This window comes from Acidaminobacter hydrogenoformans DSM 2784 (assembly GCF_900103005.1).
Lineage (GTDB): Bacteria > Bacillota > Clostridia > Peptostreptococcales > Acidaminobacteraceae > Acidaminobacter > Acidaminobacter hydrogenoformans.
Window position 1 is genome coordinate 179,686 of sequence record NZ_FMWL01000004.1, and the last position, 19,280, is coordinate 198,965.

The window sequence follows — 19,280 nt, forward strand, 5'->3', positions numbered from 1 at the left end:
ACTAAAATAGAAACAAAGGCAGGCTTACGTGCTGCGATTTTTGTGGTTTAAACTGGAAATGGCACAGCCCATCCGGGCAGTTGGAGGATGATATAGATGAGTAACGTACTTGAAATTGTTAAAGACCCTGTGTTGACCTATGAGCAAAAAGTGATTTCGCTGGCGAGGGCCGCTGAGGACTCAATTGATGTGCTGGATATTTCACCGGCCGTGCAGTCCCTGCGTGACCGGGATATCCTATGCGACCTGTTTGAGGGCCATGCGCCTTACAGGCCGCGGTATGTGGTCGTGGATTTTGAGAAGTTTATGAAACAGGGCAGCAAATTCCTTGAGCTTGACCCGCCTCAGGACCTGGAGGAGGCGGTGCATGCGCTGCTCATCCTGTATAAGCACATCCCGTCCATTTCTTCGTTTCCGGTGTATATTGGAAATCTGGATACACTGCTGGAGCCGTTTGTGGGGCCACTTTTGGAGGACGAGGAGCGGGCGTTCAAAACGATCAAACTGTTTCTCAAGCACATTGACCGGACGATTACGGACTCTTTCTGCCACGCGAATCTGGGCCCTAAGCCGACTCGCGCGGGCACGCTGATCCTCCGGGCGGAGCGGGCGCTGCAGGACGCTATTCCGAATATCACGCTGAAGGTGGGCGCTGAGACCCCTGAGGATTTCTTGAGGGACGCGGCTGCGACTTCCCTTATCACGGCTAAGCCGAGCTTTGCCAACCATGCCATGTTCTCGAAAGAATTCGAGGCATTTGCCGATGGTTACGCCATCGTCAGCTGCTACAATGGCCTGCCTGTTGGCGGGGGCAGCTACACGCTTTCAAGACTGAAGCTCGACAAGCTGTCGTTCGAAGCGAAGGATTCCGGGGACTATCTCGAGCGTCTTCTTCCGGAAGCGGTTCAGCTCGCCATGGCTTACATGGATGAGCGCGTCCGGTTCCTGGTGGAGGAGAGCAATTTCTTTGAATCCAGCTTTCTGGTCCGCGAGGGCCTGGTGGATCCAAAGCGTTTTACGGCCATGCTGGGTGAAGTTGGGCTCGCGGAGGCGGTGAATCATCTCGTGAAGCTGGATGGCCTAAGTGGACGCTTTGGTCACAGTCAGGAGGCAGATGACCTTGGCGTGCGCATCATTGAAGTCATGCGTTCAGTCGCTGAGGCTCATTTCAATCCGCTGCTGGCGACAGGCGGGCATTATTTGCTGCACGCCCAGGTGGGCATTGATTCGGATGCCGGTACCAGCCCGGGCTGCAGGATCCCAATTGGGGACGAGCCACCAATTCATGAGCATTTGCTGCAGTCGGCCCGTTTTCATAAATACTTCCCGTCTGGGATTGGCGATATATTTAGTTTTGATGAAACTGTGAAGGCTAATCCGCAGGTTGTTGTGGATATTGTGAAGGGCGCTTTTGACGCTGGTATGCGCTATTTTTCTTCCTATGCCTCTGACGCGGATGTCATCCGCATCACCGGGTACCTGGTCAAGCGCTCGGAGATCGAGAAGCTCAGACGCGGTGAGTCGGTGCTCCAGGACACGGTGGCCCTTGGAAAGGGTGCTGTGGACAATCAGCATGTGCTGGAGCGGCGGGTACGGTTGAGGGATGGGTTGTAGGGTGTTTGATGGTTTTCGGAGAATTTAAAAAGGTGAAATCCGCGGGAAGCAGGTTGTGGGGTGCCATAACCTGCCTTTCGCGGATTTTTTATTTGAAGTGTTGGGGGCGCACGGTGTTGAAGGGAATGAGGACGGGGTCAGACCCGCTTGTTTCTGTAGGGGGTCGGACCCATGCAGAAGTGATTGGGTCAGGGGGTGTCAGGGGGTCAGACCTTGAAATTCTTTGGGAACCTTTTTTAAGCTCGCGCGTTTAGGTATTATAGAAGCAGTAAACAAGAGGTCGTCCTGAAGGGGGCAAAGAGGTGGAGAATTTTCTAAGGCAAAGAAATAATCAGCGAGGCGCGCCTGATCCAAGACAAGGGGTTAAAGACTTGCTTGCTGATTTTGTAAAAACACATGATGAAATGATCCGGAAGCTGAGCTACAAGTTAACTTTGGACGTTGAAGCGTCCAGGGATTTGTATCAGCAGACTTTTCTAAAGGCTATGGAGCACCTGATACTGCCTGAAAACGCGGCACTGTTATCACCAAAGCAGTCCGGTGAAGAAAAGGCGGCTGCCAACTGGCTCTATACTATTTGTCTCAATCTTTACAGGGATCAATATGCCAAGGAAAAGCGCTGGCTAAATGTGATAGAGCCTCAATATGCAGAGGATAATTCAAAGCCCCTCAAGATAGAAGTGATTTCAGATCATGGTCCAGAGCCGCTGGAGATAATCATTCTGGAAGAAGAAAGAGCAGCTATAGAAATGTCGCTTCAAAAGCTTCCAGAGCATTACCGTATTCCGCTTGTTTTATTTTATTTTTTGGATTTTGATTTGAAAATGATTTCTGAGAATCTGGGAATTGAAATTCCTACTGTGAAGAGTCGGCTGTTCCGGGGACGTGAAAAAGTTAAAAATGCTTTAATGGCTCAAGGTTTTTCTATGGATACGCCCACAAAGGCTAAAGGGAAGGAGGTGTAAGTCATGGATGAACGACACTCAGATCAATTAGACCAAAAAATTATGAAAGTGCTTGGAGAACAGACTTTGCCTGTGGGTTCTGAAACATGGGCAGAGGAAACTATTCAGATGATGTCGGAAACATTGGGGTCAGACCTTGAAAAATATGCCGTGACTTCGCCAAAACGATCTAAAACCAAGCAATATTTTCTTAGAAGTATTTTGACTGTTGCTGCAAGTCTGATCATAGGCTTTGGCGGCCTTATGCTTGGCGCCAAATTTAACCCATCCCTGGCTGAGAACATGATGAACTGGCCACTGGTAGGAAGGTGGGTTGAATATCTGGTTGGCAAGCCAGGTCTGCAGGCTGCCATTGAACACGAACGTTATCAGCCAATCAATTCATCCATTAAGATAGACAGTACTGAAATAACGCTCAATGGTATTGTAGCGGACCAACAAACACTGGCGGTTTATTATTCGGTCGCAGGTGACAAAGCTGAGAAATTTGTTGAGCTGTCGCTGGAGATCCCTGATTTCAAATCTTCAATAAGTATAGATTTTTCTGGGATTGGCGAGGAAGTCAGGCTTTCAGAGATAAAAACTTACGGTCACGAGATTCCTGATAAATTTACGCTGGAATTCAACTTAGATGGAAAAGAATTCCGTTTTCCGGTTGAACTGGACAAGGCTATGACACTTGAGACTGTTCAATATAAATTGTCTCAGCCCCTTAAGATAGGTGAATTTGGAACTTTGGAAATTATTGATATAAGCATAGGTGAGATTAATGCCAGCGTTAAGGCGCGACTGCATCCTGCTGAGGGCGTTCGCGATCTCAATATTGGTTTATATCTGATGGATCAAAATAACAAAAAACTATATTTTGACAGCATGAGCAGACAGAATTCTGATGCTGAAGTTAAAGACCAAACTATGGAATTTAAAGTAAGCATCAGTCGATTTGATCTTGAAGGGACATTGTATATTGGCGTTGATCCTTTAAGAACAGCTTGGCAGTCGGATGGTTTGAACACTGTATATTTTGATGTCACCACAGAAACAATCCATTCTGAGCTTTCAAATCAAAATGATGTCATTTTGTATATGGGTAAAAAAGTTTCTGAAATGAAAGACATGTCAGGCAATCAACCTGCAAAACCATGGATTGATTATGAATTTCTCAGACCGGGCTTGATGGATGAAGACCCTGAGCACAGCGGACATGAGTTTGGCGCAAATAAGATGGAACCTGATCCGTCTGAAATGTCCAGAGGCATGTGGCAAACTGAGGAAGGGATGGCTTTCAATATTGGAATTCCTGAAGCTGCAAAGGTAGAACGCGTTTATCTTTCTTTGTTTGAGCCATTGTATGATCTTGAACTAAAACCAATGGCCCTGGAACTTGTCGATTAAAAAATATTTTTTGAATGCCACCTGCCGGTGAAGTTGTAACTATTCGCTGTGGGTGGCGTTTTTCTGTTGAAGACTATGGGGTGAAGACTATGGGGTCAGACCCGCAAAAAGTCTTCCGACGAACCGAGGGGGTCAGACCTCCAAAAAAGTCCTGCGACAAACAACGGGGTCAGACCTCTAAAAAAGTCACAGAAGCGAACAAATATGCTATAATGGTGAATGATTGCTAAGTTTAACTTCATGATGTTTATGGGAGATGACGACATGTTTTTTATCGGCGTATTCGGGATCACAAGCAAAGACAAATTGCTCAGAGACAGCCAGGTGGAATGCAAAGAGTGCAACAGTCTGCTGCCGAAAAAAGTCATCAAGCGGTACAACACTTTTCATGTTTTTTTCATTCCAACGGTCCGCTGGAATTTGAATTACTTTTGCGCATGCCCTTCCTGCAAGAGCGTTTTTGAAATCAAAAAAGAAAAGGGACAGGCCTACGAGGAAAACCCCAATGAGGAATTGACCTATTGGGATCTAAAAACCGTCAAGAAGGGCAAGCCTCTCAGATTTTGCAAAGTCTGCGGCGCCCAGGTAGACAAGACCCACACCTTTTGTCCAAATTGCGGAGCGAAACAGTGAGCAAAACAGTGAGCGACGAAGCCTTCAAAGGCTACGTTAAAAAAATATTGCCCTTCAGCTCAGTGGACGGGCCGGGCAACCGGTCCATAATCTTTCTTCAGGGCTGCAGCTTCCGGTGCGGCTATTGCCATAATCCGGAGACCATTGCCCTCGGCAGCGCTGTCACAACGGGCGAGATACGTCTCAGAACCCCTGACGACGTCGTCCAGGAGGTGCTGAAATACAAAAGCTTTATCTCCGGGGTCACAATCTCCGGCGGAGAGTGTACCCTTCAGCCCGAGTTTCTCCTGGCGCTTGTCAAGGCGCTAAAAAAAGAAGCTTTCCACATCCTGATCGACACCAACGGCGACTTCGACCAGGCTTATTACGAGCGCCTGCGTCCTTGGGTCGACGGCTTTATGCTGGACGTGAAATCCATTGATCCAGAGGCCCATAAAAAGCTCGCTGGCGAGGACAACCAAAAGGTCATTGAAAACCTTCACCGCATGGCTGGTGACAGGACCTTATACGAAGTGCGCACAGTTATTGTGCCGGACTGGCCAGACAACACGGCCACCGTCACCAGCGTCAGCAAAGTGTTGGCGGAGAAGTCTCCGAGCACCCGCTACAAATTGATCCGTTTCAGACCTCATGGCGTCGTGGGTCTTTATAAGGCGCTGCCTATGCCAAAGGAAACCGAAATGGAGAACCTCAAAAAAATCGCGTCTGATGCCGGCCTTTCCCAGGTTATTCTGGTTTAGCCCAGGCAACAAGCGCCAAGCTGTTTCTATTTAGGAGGCTTTCACATTATGTACGAATACTTTCGCGGCACAGTCGCCGTCATACACCCTGACAAGGTCATCCTTGAGGTTGGCAATATTGGCTACAGCATCCTGACCTCCGCCACCAGCGCCATGGCCTGCAAGGTGGGCGACGCAGCCACTTTTTTCACCTCTCTGATCGTCCGGGAGGACAGCATGACCCTGGTGGGCTTTTCCACGGAGGAGGAGCTTAAGGTCTTCCGCCTGCTGACCACCGTGTCAGGCATAGGCGCAAAGGTCGCCATAGCCGCCCTGTCGGGCATCCATTACCTTGAACTTTCCCGCATGATTATCCTTGGGGATGCCGATGGTCTCATGAAAGCACCCGGTGTCGGAAAAAAAACCGCACAGCGCATTGTGCTGGAGCTCAGGGACAAATTCTCGAAAACTCTGTCCGCGCTGCCGGAGGCAGACGGATTTTCTATGCCTAAAAATGTCAGCGTCGTCTCTGACGCCATTGAAGCCATGATGGCCCTGGGCTACAGAAAAAATGACGTTGAAAAAATCATTTCCCGCATTGACAGCCGTGACCTTACAGTTGAAGAGGTCATCCGCCAGGCACTGAGCCTGATGGCCGTCCTGTAGGTGCGGTCCGCAGAAAGGAGGTACTGCCCTTGGACACAGGTCTTGACCGTTTTATCACCCCGGAGCTGATCGAGGAGGACGTGCTGCAGGAAGGCAGCCTTCGCCCAAAAAACCTCAGGGAATACATTGGACAGGAACGCAACAAGGAAAAGCTCAGCGTTTTTATTGAAGCTGCCAAATACAGGGCGGAAGCCCTGGACCACGTCCTGCTTTACGGACCGCCGGGCCTCGGCAAAACGACGCTTTCAAACATCATTGCCAACGAGCTTGGCGTCAATATCCGGATCACTTCCGGTCCTGCCATAGAGCGGCCCGGAGATCTGGCAGCCATTCTGAACACGTTGCGAGACAAGGACGTCCTGTTCATTGACGAGATCCACCGCCTTAGCCGGGCTGTGGAAGAAGTGCTTTACCCCGCCATGGAGGATTACGCCCTGGACATTATCATAGGCAAAGGTTCTGAGGCGAGATCCATCCGGCTTCAGCTCCCAAGGTTCACCCTGGTGGGCGCCACCACCCGGGCAGGACTTCTGACCTCGCCGCTGAGGGACCGCTTTGGCGTGATGCTGCAGTTAGACCTATACAGCGAACGGGAGCTTCATCTTATTGTACGGCGCTCCGCGGATATCCTTGGCATTGGCATTCATGATGACGCCGCCTGGGAAATCGCCCGCAGAAGCCGTGGCACACCGCGGATTGTAAACCGCATCCTGAGACGTGTCCGTGACTTTGCCCAAGTGGGCGGCAGTGACACCATAGACATTGAAATCGCGCGCTATGCGCTTAAAATGCTGGACATAGACGACTCCGGGCTGGATAAGGCAGATCGCAGGCTCCTCATGGCCATCGCTGAAAAATTCGACGGTGGTCCGGTTGGTGTAGACACTTTGGCTGCGGCTACCGGCGAGGAACGGGGCACCATTGAAGACGTCATTGAGCCTTTTCTCCTGCAGATGGGTCTCATCAACAGGACACCGCGAGGCCGCGTCATCACACGAAACGGCTACCGTTATCTCAATCTGGACCCACAGGGTCAGATTGCGGCTGATGTGCCGTTTAATCAGCTGGAACTCAGTTTGGAAGAATGAGGTGGCAGCAGAGATGGTGAAATTATTAAATCCATTTTTCGTGAAAATCGAGAAGAAAAGATCTCAATTGAGCGCTTTAACACCAGTCAAGTGGCGGCCTCTGGTGACTGCCGCTTGCCTGGCTGGATGCCTTCTGGGTATTGGGCTTCAGGCTGCTTTACCCGCTTATGCCCTTGAAGCCACCCCGGATAAGCAAATCCGGATTGGGGTGAAATTTGGCAGCGTCACGGATGCCACAACGGTACTGACCTCCACCAGCGGCTTTAAGCTTGGTACTATTGACGGTGAGGGGACCTTTACAGATACCGGGGCGGTATTGCCGCTAAATACCCTTTATGTCATCAAGAATACGAGGTTGGTTGGCGAAACCATCGGCAGCCCAAGCGGGGGGAGCAGCAGTGCTTATTTTGGGCCCTATCATCTCCAGGTGGGACCGGAGTTTGACAGCTACCTTGAAATGAGACAGGTGCTCGACGAGACCGCGCTTCAGCTACAGGGCCTTTTCCCAGCCTATGATGATGGCTGGCGGATTTATGTGGGCACATACCTGTCTGAGGCCGAGCGGAATACGAAGAAGGCGCAGATTGAAGAGGTTCTGCCGGAGCTCGTGCTGTCCCTGGCACCGCTGAATGATCAGGCCGTCATGGTTGTCGACGGCACAGCGGTCCACCTCTATTATGATACGCTGGATGAGGTATTTGGTTTCATGCCTCAGGCCAATGGTGACCTGACCGGCTTCGAAAGCCGCAAATACCGGGGCGCCATAGGCATACGCCGTTATGTGGACAGCGATCCTACCGTCATCAATTATATTGGGGTTGAGCCTTATCTTTACGGTGTTCTCCCAAGGGAAATGTCCGGTGACTGGCCACTGGAGGCGCTCAAGGCACAGGCTGTCGCGGCCAGGAACTATGCCTACGCTTCAATGGGCAAGCATGAAAAATGGAGCTTTGACCTTTGCAACCTTCAGGATTGTCAGGTTTATGGCGGTGCCAGTGTCGAACGGCCGCGTTCCAATGACGCCGTGGATGAAACCTTGGCAAAGCTTCTGCTTTACGACGGGAAACCCATCACCGCGTTTTATCATTCAAACAGCGGCGGGCGTACGGAAAGCTCAGAGTACATATGGTCAGAGGCGGTGCCTTATCTTAGGTCTGTTGCGGATCCCTATTCCGTTGGACAGCCCTCTGCCACTTGGACAAAGACTTATACAAAAGCGCAAATAGATGAGATTCTCAAAAGTAAAGGCATCAATATAGGTCCTCTCATTGGCGTTTATGTCACTAAAACGTCTCCAAACGGGCGGGTCCTTGAAACCGTTTTCGTAGGCCGGGACGGCGATTATGTCACCTCAAAGGAGAAGGTCCGGTATCTGTTAGGGTCTTATGACATACGGAGTACTTGGTTTACCATTGAGGGCGGGGGAGACTATGACCCTGGTGAATCCGGAGGTGCCGGCAACGATGGCGGCACAACGGAGAATGGCGAAGCCACAACGTTAACCGTAATTTCTTCCAGCGGGAAGAGCTCGGTTCCATTGGGAGGCTTGGTTATTCAAGGTGGCTCAGGTAAGGTAACGCTGGGTGACGCTGAAGCGCTCGTCGTACTGTCCGCTTCAAGCCTGTCCACGATTGAACCCGCTGAAAATACTCAGCCAGTGACGTCAATCGTTCGTGACAATGTCACGGTGGACAGCAGTGAGATTTTAGTCTTCAACGGTTTCGGCTTTGGTCACGGCGTGGGCATGAGCCAGTGGGGCGCGAAGGCCATGGCAGATCAGGGCATGAATTATATTGAGATTTTAACCCACTATTATGCCAATACCCGGGTTCAATAATATTAGCTTTTATAAGGAGTCACATACAAATTATGAAAACCAGTGATTTTTATTTTAATTTACCAGAAGAACTGATTGCCCAGACGCCGCTGAAAGACAGGGCAGCGTCAAGGCTGCTCTGCCTGGACAAGGAAACCGGACAGACCCATCATGAATCCTTCCGGGATCTATTGAAGCATCTGAAAGTAGGAGACTGCCTTGTCATCAATGACACACGGGTTCTGCCTGCCAGACTTTTTGGCCGCAGGAGCTCCGGCGCTGCTGTGGAATTTCTGCTTCTTAAACGGGTGGAAGGGGACGTCTGGCAGACCTTGGTCAAACCAGGCAAAAAAGCACGACCGGGAGATACCTTTGAATTTGGGGATGGCTCTCTGCGGGCGGTCGTTGAAGGGCTCTCTGAGGAAGGCACCCGGCTGGTGCGCTTTGCTTATGAAGGGATCTTTGAGGAGGTCCTGGACCGCCTGGGCACTATGCCGCTGCCGCCTTACATTCGTGAGACTCTTGAGGATTCAGAGCGCTACCAAACGGTTTATTCCAACAAATATGGCTCTGCAGCCGCACCTACCGCTGGACTGCACTTTGATGACGCGCTTCTTGACGCCATAGAAAAAAAAGGCATTGAAATCGCCCGTATTACCCTTCACGTGGGACTGGGTACCTTCAGGCCAGTCAAGGCGGAGTCCCTTCAGGATCACGTCATGCACGCGGAATATTTTGAAATTGGACCGGAAGCGGTCCAGAAGATTCAGCGGGCAAAGCAGGGCGGTGGCCGGGTGATTGCGGTGGGCACCACCTCGGTGAGAACCCTTGAAAGCGCTGCCGGCCGTCACGAGACCCTTCAGGCCTGCTCCGGCTGGACAGATATCTTTATCTATCCAGGTTATGCTTTTAAAGTGGTGGACGGTCTCGTCACCAACTTCCATCTGCCGGAGTCGACCCTCATCATGCTGGTCAGCGCCTTAGCGGGCAGGGACAATGTCCTTGCGGCGTACAAGGAAGCCGTCTCCCAGCGCTACCGTTTTTTCAGCTTTGGGGATGCCATGCTGATCCTTTAGCGCCAGTTAAAGATTATTTGCAATATCAGTTACAGGATCGTTTACAAGTCCAGATTTTATTTAGGAGGCAACAATGGCCATACAATTTGAACTCATCAAAACCTGTAAGCAAAGCGGCGCCCGGCTTGGTCGTCTGCATACGCCTCACGGCGTGATCGATACGCCTATCTTTATGCCAGTGGGGACCCAAGCCACGGTTAAAGCAATGACGCCGGAAGAGCTTGAGGACATGGAGGCACAGATCATACTCTCCAATACCTACCACTTATTTTTAAGGCCAGGCCATGAGCTGGTCGAAAAGGCCGGAGGCCTCCACAAATTCATGAACTGGAAACATCCCATCCTCACGGACAGCGGTGGTTTTCAAGTCTTTAGCCTGGGCGACCTCAGAAAGATCACTGAGGAAGGCGTTGAATTCCGGTCTCATCTGGACGGTGCCAAGCATTTCCTAAGCCCGGAGCGAGCCATTGAAATTGAAAATGCCCTTGGCGCGGACATCATCATGGCGTTTGACGAATGCGCGCCTTATCCGGCGGACAAAGAATATGTGAAGAAATCCCTGGAGCGCACTACACGCTGGGCGGCGCGCTGCAAAGCAGCCCATAAGAAACCGGAGCAGCAGGCACTCTTTGGCATAGTACAAGGCGGTATGTATCCGGATCTGCGAAAGCAAAGCGCTGAGGAAATCACGGAAATTGGCTTCCCGGGCTATGCCATTGGCGGACTGTCTGTTGGCGAGCCTAAACCAATGATGTACGAAGTCTTGGAGCAGACGATCCCATATCTGCCTGAAGATAAACCGAGGTATCTCATGGGCGTTGGAAGCCCGGATGATCTGCTGGAAGGCGTTCTGAGGGGTGTTGACATGTTCGACTGCGTCTTGCCTACAAGGATTGCCAGAAACGGCACAGCCATGACCTCAGTGGGTAAGGTTGTCATCAAGAACGCGAAGCACTTTGACGACTTTACGCCGCTGGATCCAAACTGTGACTGTTACACCTGTCGCAATTATACAAAGGCCTACCTGCGGCATCTTTACAAGGCAGATGAGATCCTGTCCTCGAGACTGATGTCCTATCATAACCTCTATTTCCTGATCGAGCTCATGAAAAATGTAAGAAAAGCGATCATGGAGGACAGACTTCTTGATTTTAAGGATGAATTTTTTGAGAAATACGGTTATACTGTAAAAGAGAGCGAGTAACATCGTTACAAAAGCAAAGAATGGGAGGCTTACACAATGAGTGGTACTTACGGAACGCTGCTTTATGTCTTGGTGTTTTTCGGGATTTTTTACTTCATGCTCATTAGACCGCAACAAAAGAAAAACAAAGAGCTGAAAAACATGAGAGACAATATTTCGACGGGTGATGAAGTCGTGACCATCGGCGGCGTTATTGGTCAAGTCGTTTCAGTCGTGGATGAGGATGTTGTCCTTCGCCTGCGTCCAAGCGGTACGGAAATGACCTTCAAGAAATGGGCAATTGGCAGCATAGTCGTTCAAAAGTAAAACGAAAAATGATCAGTGCTATGAATGCGGTGGATTCGTGTGGAATCCGCCGCTTCAGCCTTTTTACTTGAAAGGGTTTATGCTATAATAGGGCATGATTCGTTAATTGAAGGGAGGTCATCTCATGAAGCACATTAAAACGCTGAGCCAAGGTACGCTGAAGGAAAGCGCTTCTCACGGCGGCTGCGGCGAATGCCAGACATCCTGCCAGTCGGCCTGCAAAACGTCTTGCACCGTTGGCAACCAGGAGTGCGAGAACAAATAAGACCTTCTACATAGGAAGGGCATGGCACCTGAACGCCTTTAGCCGGGCGAGAATCCGGCAACCGGCGCGGGGCTTCTTTTTGGCAAACGCGGTACAAAAGCGCGTTTTCAGGTCGTCAGCACTGCAATTTGACCGCATACATACAGTCAGAGCAGCGAAAGCTGCTTTTTCTGTGTTTATGCCTGAAGTGAGAGCGGAGGCAAAACAAAATGATTCATAAGTATGAACAGGGCGGCATGCACATTGTACTGGACGTTCACAGCGGCGCCATTCATGTGGTCGACCCCATGATTTATAGATTGCTGGATTTTTATCCAGATCCGGACAAAGAAAGAGCTGTGGCGGCTTTAACGGCTGTTTCAGCTGAGGGGAATCAGGAAGTCTATCCTGAAGAAACCGTACGAGAAGGTCTTGAGGAAATTGAGGCCCTGATCGGGATGGGGCAGCTGTTCAGCCCGGATGACTATCTGGACGGCTCAGTTTTTAAGAAGCAACCCGTGATCAAGGCCCTGTGCCTGCACGTGGCCCACGACTGCAACATCCGCTGCAAATATTGCTTTGCCTCTCAGGGGGACTTTCATGGCGAGCGCCTGCTGATGCCCCTTGAAACGGGGAAACGGGCCTTTGACTTTTTAGTGGCCCATTCCGGCAACCGGCGCAACCTGGAGGTCGACTTCTTTGGCGGTGAGCCACTGATGAACTTTGAGGTCGTTAAAGCGCTGGTAGCTTATGGCCGTTCCCTGGAAGCTGAGAACAACAAGCATTTCAGATTTACAATTACCACGAACGGTATGCTTCTGAATGACGAGATCATAGACTTTATCAATGAACACATGGACAATGTGGTTTTGTCCGTGGACGGACGGCCTGAGGTCAACGACTTCATGCGGCCAACCATCAATGGTCAGGGCACTTATGAGATCATCATGCCAAAATTCAAGAAGCTTGTAGAGCGCCGTGGGGAAAAGACCTATTATGTCCGCGGCACCTTTACGCACTTCAATACGGACTTTGCCAAGGATGTCCTGCATCTCGCAGATCAGGGCTTCAAGCTTACTTCTGTTGAGCCGGTGGTGTCCGAGCCCCATCATGACTATACGCTGACCGAAGCCGACATGAAGACTGTCTTTGAGCAGTATGATACCCTTTCAGAGGCGCTGATTGAACGCGCCGGTACCGAGCGGGACTTCAAGTTCTTCCATTTCATGATTGATCTGACTCAGGGCCCGTGTGTCATCAAGCGTGTGTCGGGCTGCGGCGCCGGCAGCGAATATATAGCCGTGACGCCGGAGGGCGACATTTATCCTTGCCATCAGTTCGTGGGCAATACGGATTTCAAAATGGGCAATGTGGATGACGGGACTTTTGAAACGCGTTTAGCCGATGATTTTTCAAAGGTACACGTCTACGAAAAGGAAGCCTGCCGGGCCTGCTGGGCAAAGTTTTACTGCAGTGGCGGCTGTCATGCCAACGCGTTCAACTTCAACCATGACATCCGGGTGCCTTACGAAATAGGCTGCGACATGGAAAAGAAACGCATTGAATGCGCGATTTACATTAAAGCCAAAGAAATGTCGGAGGCGAGTTTATGATCAGGAGATATAAAAATATTCTTCCTCAGGTGGACGCCAGTGCCTGGGTGGCGGAGACGGCGGACGTCATAGGCAAGGTCGTCATAGCGGCGGATGCCAGTGTCTGGTTTGGCGTGGCCATCCGGGGGGACATCAACGAGATCAGAATTGGCGAGCGGACCAATGTCCAGGATAATGCGGTGCTGCATGTTGACAGCCATAACACTTGCGTTTTGGGGGAGGACGTCACAGTGGGCCATGGCGCGATTGTGCATGGGGCGACCATCGGCAACCGGGTTCTGGTGGGGATGGGCGCGATCGTTCTGAGTGGCGCTGTTGTCGAAGATGACGTCGTTATAGGCGCCGGGGCTCTCGTGGCGCCTGGAAAACGGATTCCATCCGGGTCGCTGGTGATTGGAAATCCGGGGCGGGTGTCGCGGGCGCTAAACGAAAAGGAGCTGGCGCAGCTGACGCTCACGGCGCAGAATTATGTCGAGCACGCTCGGGAATACGCCCAGATGGAACAGGAGGCGACAGAGGATGAATTCTAATTCACAGCGCATCACGTTTTTCGCGATCCTGATAGTGATCGCGCTGACGGTGTATACGGCGGTCAGCGGTTTTGCGATTGGCGCACTTGAAGTGAAGCCCATCAGTGAACGCATTAAGCTGGGGCTGGATATTGAAGGCGGCGTGGCGATAGTTTACGAGGCTAAGACGGATTTGACCGGGGAAGCACTGTCCGCGGCGATCAACCAATCCATTGGCATTTTGTCCAAGCGGGTGGATTCCCTTGGCCTCACGGAGCCAAAGATCTCCCGTCAGGGCGAAAATCAGATTCGGATTGAGATGCCGGGGGTCACGGACGCGACGGAGGCTATTGAATCCATAGGTAAGACAGCAAAGCTTGAGTTTGTGCTGGTGGACAAGAATTCTATTGCTCAGGAAGGCATGACTGGCGAGGAGTTTGTGCACACGCCAATCCTCACTGGGGCTCAGGTCAAGGATTCCACGGTGGCAACGGACGAATACAATAATCCGGCGGTAGGGCTGGAGTTTAACTCAGAGGGTACCAAGCTGTTCCGGGAAGCGACGGCCATCGCGAAGAATCTGGATCCAGTCGTAGGCGGACAGATCGCAATCCTTCTTGATAATGAAGTCATTTCCGCGCCGTACACCCGGGTTGAGATTATCGATGGAAACGCCATCATCACGGGGCGGTTCAGCTTCGAGGAGGCGAGCTTGCTTGCGTCTCTGATTCGGGGCGGCGCGCTGCCGATTGAGCTCGAAGAAGTGCGGACGTCCATCATAGGGGCAACCCTGGGGATTGGCGCGCTGAATTCAGGTGTTACAGCTGCAGCAATTGGCTTTGCCATAGTTGTGGTGTTCATGAGCCTTTATTACCGCTATCCGGGTGTCATTGCGAGCCTGGCGCTGGCTTTGTATGCGAGCCTGGTGCTGTTTATCCTCGTGGGTTTGAAGGCGACGCTGACACTGCCGGGGATTGCGGGTATTGTGCTTTCTGTGGGCATGGCCGTGGACGCGAATGTCATCATTTTCGAGCGGGTCAAGGAAGAAGTGCGAAATGGCAAGTCCCTGAGGGCGGCCATCAGCTCAGGCTTTCACCGTGCGATCCATACCATTGTGGACGCGAATGTGACCACTTTTATTGCGGCTGTGATTCTGTACTATTTTGGATCCGGACCGGTTCAGGGCTTCGCGGTGACACTGATGATTGGTATAGTGACGAGCATGTTTACTGCAATTGTGGTGACGCGGGTGCTTATCCGATCCTCCCTGTCGTTTAAATTTGCCAACAACACAAAGCTGTATGGGGTATAGGGGGGTGACGGCATGAAGCGTGAATTTAATTTTAATGTTGTTGAAAAAATGCGCCTGTGGCTGTTGATCTCCCTTGCTGTTATGGTTTTGGGCGGTGTGTTTATGGTCGCGAGAGGCCTGAACTATGGGCTTGACTTTACTGGCGGCACCATGATGCAGATTGATTTGGGAGAGCTTGTGGTAACGGATGAGGTGCGGGAGATTCTTGCACCGTTTGAGCTCAACGAAGAGATTGTGAGTGCTGGTAGCGAAAAGGAAGAGGTTATTTTGCGTACCAAGGTCTCGCTTAGCAATGAGGAGCGAAAAGCCATTTTCGAGGCGCTGGGTCAGCGCTACGATCTTCAGGAGGAAGACTTGATTGCGGCGGAGCAGTTTGGGCCGAGCTTTGGCGCAGAGACTCGAAATAATGCGGTCCTCGCGATTTTAATTGCAGGCGCTGGCATGCTGCTTTACATTACGCTGCGGTTTGAATTTGTATATGGCGCGGCATCGATTATAGCGCTTTTGCATGATGTCCTGATTCTGTTTTCGATTTACGCGATTTTCAGGATCCCGGTCAACAGCTCTTTCATAGCGGCAGTGCTGACAATTGTGGGTTATTCCATAAACGACACCATAGTTGTGTTTGACCGTGTCCGGGAAAATGTGAAGTTAATGAAGAAAACGACCCATGCGAAAATTGCAAATGAGAGTATTAGGCAGACTATTGTCAGAACAATCAATACTTCATTGACAACGGTATTGGTAATAGGTTCACTGTATGTGTTGGGCGTTGCTTCCATTAAGGATTTTGCCCTGCCGTTGATGCTGGGGATTTTGGTGGGGACGTATTCCTCAATTTTTATTGCCAGCCCAATCTGGGCATTTTGGAAGGATAAGACCGTAGGGAAGAATGAGTAGGATTTCTTTGTGATTTAGGTGTGACCTGGAGGGGAAGGCGGTGGAGCATCGCCTTCCCTTTATTTTGTGGTTGAAAAGAAAAGACGATGGATGGGTTTGATTGGTTTGATTAGTTTGACTTGTTTGTTAGATTCGACTGTTTAGGCTGTTTAGACTGTATCGCGACTGAATGGATATTTCTATTTTTTAACAGTTTCAAGTTTTTTGAAGATAAAATGGAAATTGGTGTCCTGATTGGATGGATTGAAGGTATAATATGATTAATAGGCTATCTGGCGCTTTATGTAAATAGGCATAGAAGACCGGCGATAGTCAATCGAGGATCAAAAGGAGGAACTTATCATGCAATCTACTTTTATCGTCGCACTCGTTTTTGCAGTTCTTGTCGCAGTTTTCGCAATCTTAAATGGTGAAGTCGTCACGATCAATTTGCTTTTTCAAAAGTTCCAAATTTCTCAGGCTTTGGTTATTTTAATTGCAGCAATCCTTGGTGCGATCTCCGTTTATATGATGAATTTGGTCAACAAAGTTAAGACCTCCCTTAAAGTGAAGGATTTGAACAAAAAATTAAAGCAAAGCGAAATGGAAATTGCTGCTATGAAAGAGCGCATAGCCATGTTCGAAGAAGAAGCTTCAGCGGCAGCGGAGGAACAGGCAGTGCCGGCGGTTGTGGAACCATCGGCGCCGGTTGTTGAGCCTGTCGTTACTGAGACACCAGAAGTTGAAATGCCTGCTGAAGAAGTTGACGGGGTCAGACCTGAATAGAAAGCTAATGGAGAAATGAACGGGGTCAGACCTTGATGGATGAAATGAATGGGGTCAGACCTGCTTGGTTCTTAAGAGAAAAAAATTGAGTAAAAAGGAACGATAAAATGCTGTCTAATAAAGCACGCTGGATTTCGAAGCAAAATGGAATAGGGACGGCTTCACAAGATCTTGTTGATTTGGAGCTTTTAACGGATGAACTGTTGATTGCCAGAGGTGTAAAGCTTTCTGAGAAGACAGCTTTTTTGAATCCTGATTTTGGGGATTTGGAGGCGCCGGAGAAAATGCTGGGTCTGACCCCCGCTGTTCATAGGGTTAAGAAGGCTATGGCGGATGGGGAGAAGATTGTTGTTTACGGGGATTATGATGTAGACGGCATGACGAGTATTTCAATTTTGGTGAGAGCATTCAGGGAGATGGATTATCCTGTGGTATATTACATACCGGATCGTCATGATGAAGGTTACGGTCTGAATGCTGAGGCGATTAAGGCTTTGATCGATGATGGGGCCAATGTCATTATCACCGTGGATTGTGGGATTACTTCTACTGTGGAGGCAGATATTTGTAGGGCAAATGATGTGGATCTCATCATTACGGATCATCATGAGCCACACGCGGTGCTGCCGGGGGCGTTTGCAATCTTAAATCCCAAGCAGCCTGGATGCATTTATGGCTACAAACATTTGGCGGGAGCAGGGATTGCGCTTCGTGTGGCAGAGGCGCTGCTGGAAGAACGGTTTGAAGCGGTTAAAACGGAGCTTTTGGAGCTCGCCGCGTTTGGTACCGTCGCGGATGTGGCGCCTCTTCTTGGCGAGAATCGTATTATTGTTCATCATGGACTTTCGACCATGTCAGATACCGTACAGGTTGGGCTCAGGGCTTTGATCGAAGCTACAGAAATGACAGGAAAAAAGATAACTGCAGGCCATATTGGATTTATCTTGGCACCTAAGCTGAATGCTGCTGGACGGATCTCAGATGCTATGCTGGGCGTCAGGCTGCTGACAACTCTGGATCCGCTTGAGGCGGCAGATATTTCAAAGCAGCTGGTGGAGATGAATGAGCAGCGTCAGGCAATCGAGAGAGAGATTGTTGAAGCAGCGCTTGAGCAGGTCGAGTTGAAACGCGATCCGTCGAATGTGGAGCAGCCATTGCCGCCGTTTCTGGTGGTCAGTGGTGAAGGCTGGCACGGTGGTGTTATTGGAATTGTAGCGTCCAGGATTGTTGAACGTTACCACAGACCCGTCATTGTCTTTGGCGTTGAGAATGGAATCGCCAAGGGAAGTGGACGCAGTATTGAAGGGTTTAACTTGTTTGAGGCACTGCAGAGTGTCGGTGAACTGTTCAGTAAATTTGGAGGACATGAGCAAGCTGCAGGCATGACGCTTGAAGCTGTGGCGCTGCCGGAGCTTGAGGCGAAGCTAAACCTATATGCCGGACTGCGATTGACCTCTGAGGATTTTAAACCTTTATACCGCGTCGAGGCAACACTCGGAAAAGAGGCGATCCGCTTTGAACTGACAGAGCTTCTTAAGAAACTGGAACCTTTTGGTATAGGGAATCCCAAACCTTTGTTTCGGGTGAATAATCTCATGACGGAGAAGGTCATGACGATTGGGAGGGTAAAGACTTATCTCAAAGTGGTGGCGTCAGATGGGCTTCGAAACTTTGATTTAGTTAATTTTAGAAATTCAGAGATTTTTGAACCCCTTAAGACAAAAATGCGTTTCGACGCTCTTGTCACAGTGGAGGAAAATGAATTCAGAGGTGTCAAATCGATTCAGTTTGATACCAGGGATATTCGAATTCATGAACCCTTGATGTTTTTCGAGGCTGAGGATGTTCAGGCATTCAATCAGTTGAAGGCTGAGACGATCATTCACAAGGCGTACAGATTTCAGAAGGTGCCGGTTAGAACCCGAAACGAACAGATGGGGTCGGACCTGCTTGATAAAAAGGTGTCGGTTGGGACGGATAGGGTGCAAGAGGGACATTGTTTTTTTGCTTATTCGCTGCAGGGATGGTTATCTTATTGCCACAGATGGCTTGATGAGATGGCTGGGCGGTCTTCAGGGGCTGGAGAACTCCACTTGTGTCCTCTGACGGAGCCAGAGGGTGGAATTTGTCTCGATCCGGAAGGGTATGCGCTGAAGTCGGAGGCCTCTGGTTTAGTGCCTAACAGGGATCAGCTTAAGCGCCTTTATCTGGCTATTCGCAGTGGAGAAGCTCTTGAGACACCTAAAACGCTTCCGACAATCCTGGCTCTCAGGATTTTGGAATCCGCAGGTCTGATACGTAAAACCGGTCAGGAAACGTATCAGATTTGTGAGGTTTCCGGAAAGGTGGATTTAACGGCATCACCTCTATTTTCAGCCCTTATGTCATGGGTAAAGTGATTGAATTCTATGAATAATGGCTTCGACTATACAAAGACTTTGACATTTGTCGAAAT

18 protein-coding genes are annotated in these 19,280 nt (G+C 50.1%); all 18 read left to right on the top strand.

What is annotated here, in order from left to right; translation table 11 throughout:
* Positions 1-96: 96 nt before the first annotated feature.
* The 18 genes from BLP63_RS06005 to recJ all read left to right on the top strand — a co-directional run bounded on the left by BLP63_RS06005 (position 97) and on the right by recJ (position 19,224).
* Positions 97-1,614, top strand: a complete 1,518-nt coding sequence (locus BLP63_RS06005) for a YjjI family glycine radical enzyme (protein ID WP_092590001.1) — start codon at positions 97-99, stop codon at positions 1,612-1,614.
* A gap of 302 nt (positions 1,615-1,916) precedes the next feature.
* On the top strand, positions 1,917-2,579 hold the full coding sequence (locus tag BLP63_RS06010; protein WP_092590002.1) for an RNA polymerase sigma factor: 663 nt from the start codon (positions 1,917-1,919) through the stop codon (positions 2,577-2,579).
* 3 nt (positions 2,580-2,582) lie between these two features.
* A complete protein-coding gene (locus tag BLP63_RS06015) occupies positions 2,583-3,974 on the top strand; it encodes a DUF4179 domain-containing protein (RefSeq protein ID WP_092590003.1) in 1,392 nt (463 codons plus the stop codon).
* A gap of 264 nt (positions 3,975-4,238) precedes the next feature.
* On the top strand, positions 4,239-4,607 hold the full coding sequence (locus BLP63_RS06020; RefSeq protein WP_170829325.1) for a zinc-ribbon domain-containing protein: 369 nt from the start codon (positions 4,239-4,241) through the stop codon (positions 4,605-4,607).
* The gene (locus BLP63_RS06025; RefSeq protein ID WP_170829326.1) at positions 4,604-5,347 is read left to right on the top strand and encodes a radical SAM protein; all 744 of its coding nucleotides are present in this window, start codon (positions 4,604-4,606) and stop codon (positions 5,345-5,347) included. Before BLP63_RS06020 ends, BLP63_RS06025 begins: the two co-directional genes overlap by 4 nt.
* 48 nt (positions 5,348-5,395) lie before the next feature.
* Complete coding sequence (gene ruvA / locus BLP63_RS06030) at positions 5,396-5,992, top strand: Holliday junction branch migration protein RuvA (protein WP_092590006.1); 597 nt, start codon at positions 5,396-5,398, stop codon at positions 5,990-5,992.
* 29 nt (positions 5,993-6,021) lie between these two features.
* The gene (ruvB, locus tag BLP63_RS06035; RefSeq protein ID WP_092590007.1) at positions 6,022-7,080 is read left to right on the top strand and encodes a Holliday junction branch migration DNA helicase RuvB; all 1,059 of its coding nucleotides are present in this window, start codon (positions 6,022-6,024) and stop codon (positions 7,078-7,080) included.
* Between the two features lie 13 nt (positions 7,081-7,093).
* A complete protein-coding gene (locus BLP63_RS06040) occupies positions 7,094-8,917 on the top strand; it encodes a SpoIID/LytB domain-containing protein (protein WP_170829327.1) in 1,824 nt (607 codons plus the stop codon).
* Positions 8,918-8,949: 32 nt separating this feature from the next.
* Complete coding sequence (gene queA, locus BLP63_RS06045) at positions 8,950-9,972, top strand: tRNA preQ1(34) S-adenosylmethionine ribosyltransferase-isomerase QueA (RefSeq protein WP_092590009.1); 1,023 nt, start codon at positions 8,950-8,952, stop codon at positions 9,970-9,972.
* A 73-nt stretch (positions 9,973-10,045) separates the two neighbouring features.
* Positions 10,046-11,176: a tRNA guanosine(34) transglycosylase Tgt gene (gene tgt, locus BLP63_RS06050; protein ID WP_092590010.1), complete on the top strand. Its 1,131-nt coding sequence runs from the start codon at positions 10,046-10,048 to the stop codon at positions 11,174-11,176.
* A 36-nt stretch (positions 11,177-11,212) separates the two neighbouring features.
* Entirely contained in the window at positions 11,213-11,482 is a 270-nt protein-coding gene (gene yajC, locus BLP63_RS06055) for a preprotein translocase subunit YajC (RefSeq protein ID WP_092590011.1), read from the top strand.
* A 124-nt stretch (positions 11,483-11,606) separates the two neighbouring features.
* Entirely contained in the window at positions 11,607-11,747 is a 141-nt protein-coding gene (gene scfA, locus BLP63_RS06060; protein WP_092590012.1) for a six-cysteine ranthipeptide SCIFF, read from the top strand.
* Positions 11,748-11,956: 209 nt separating this feature from the next.
* Positions 11,957-13,339, top strand: coding sequence for a thioether cross-link-forming SCIFF peptide maturase (gene scfB, locus BLP63_RS06065; RefSeq protein WP_092590013.1), 1,383 nt, complete (start codon positions 11,957-11,959; stop codon positions 13,337-13,339).
* Positions 13,336-13,869, top strand: coding sequence for a gamma carbonic anhydrase family protein (locus BLP63_RS06070; RefSeq protein ID WP_092590014.1), 534 nt, complete (start codon positions 13,336-13,338; stop codon positions 13,867-13,869). Before scfB ends, BLP63_RS06070 begins: the two co-directional genes overlap by 4 nt.
* Positions 13,859-15,160: a protein translocase subunit SecD gene (gene secD / locus BLP63_RS06075; RefSeq protein ID WP_092590015.1), complete on the top strand. Its 1,302-nt coding sequence runs from the start codon at positions 13,859-13,861 to the stop codon at positions 15,158-15,160. Before BLP63_RS06070 ends, secD begins: the two co-directional genes overlap by 11 nt.
* Before the next feature lie 12 nt (positions 15,161-15,172).
* Entirely contained in the window at positions 15,173-16,060 is an 888-nt protein-coding gene (gene secF, locus BLP63_RS06080; protein WP_092590016.1) for a protein translocase subunit SecF, read from the top strand.
* 342 nt (positions 16,061-16,402) lie between these two features.
* Entirely contained in the window at positions 16,403-16,825 is a 423-nt protein-coding gene (locus BLP63_RS06085; protein WP_092590017.1) for a LapA family protein, read from the top strand.
* Positions 16,826-16,932: 107 nt separating this feature from the next.
* The gene (recJ, locus tag BLP63_RS06090) at positions 16,933-19,224 is read left to right on the top strand and encodes a single-stranded-DNA-specific exonuclease RecJ (protein ID WP_092590018.1); all 2,292 of its coding nucleotides are present in this window, start codon (positions 16,933-16,935) and stop codon (positions 19,222-19,224) included.
* Positions 19,225-19,280 lie beyond the last annotated feature (56 nt).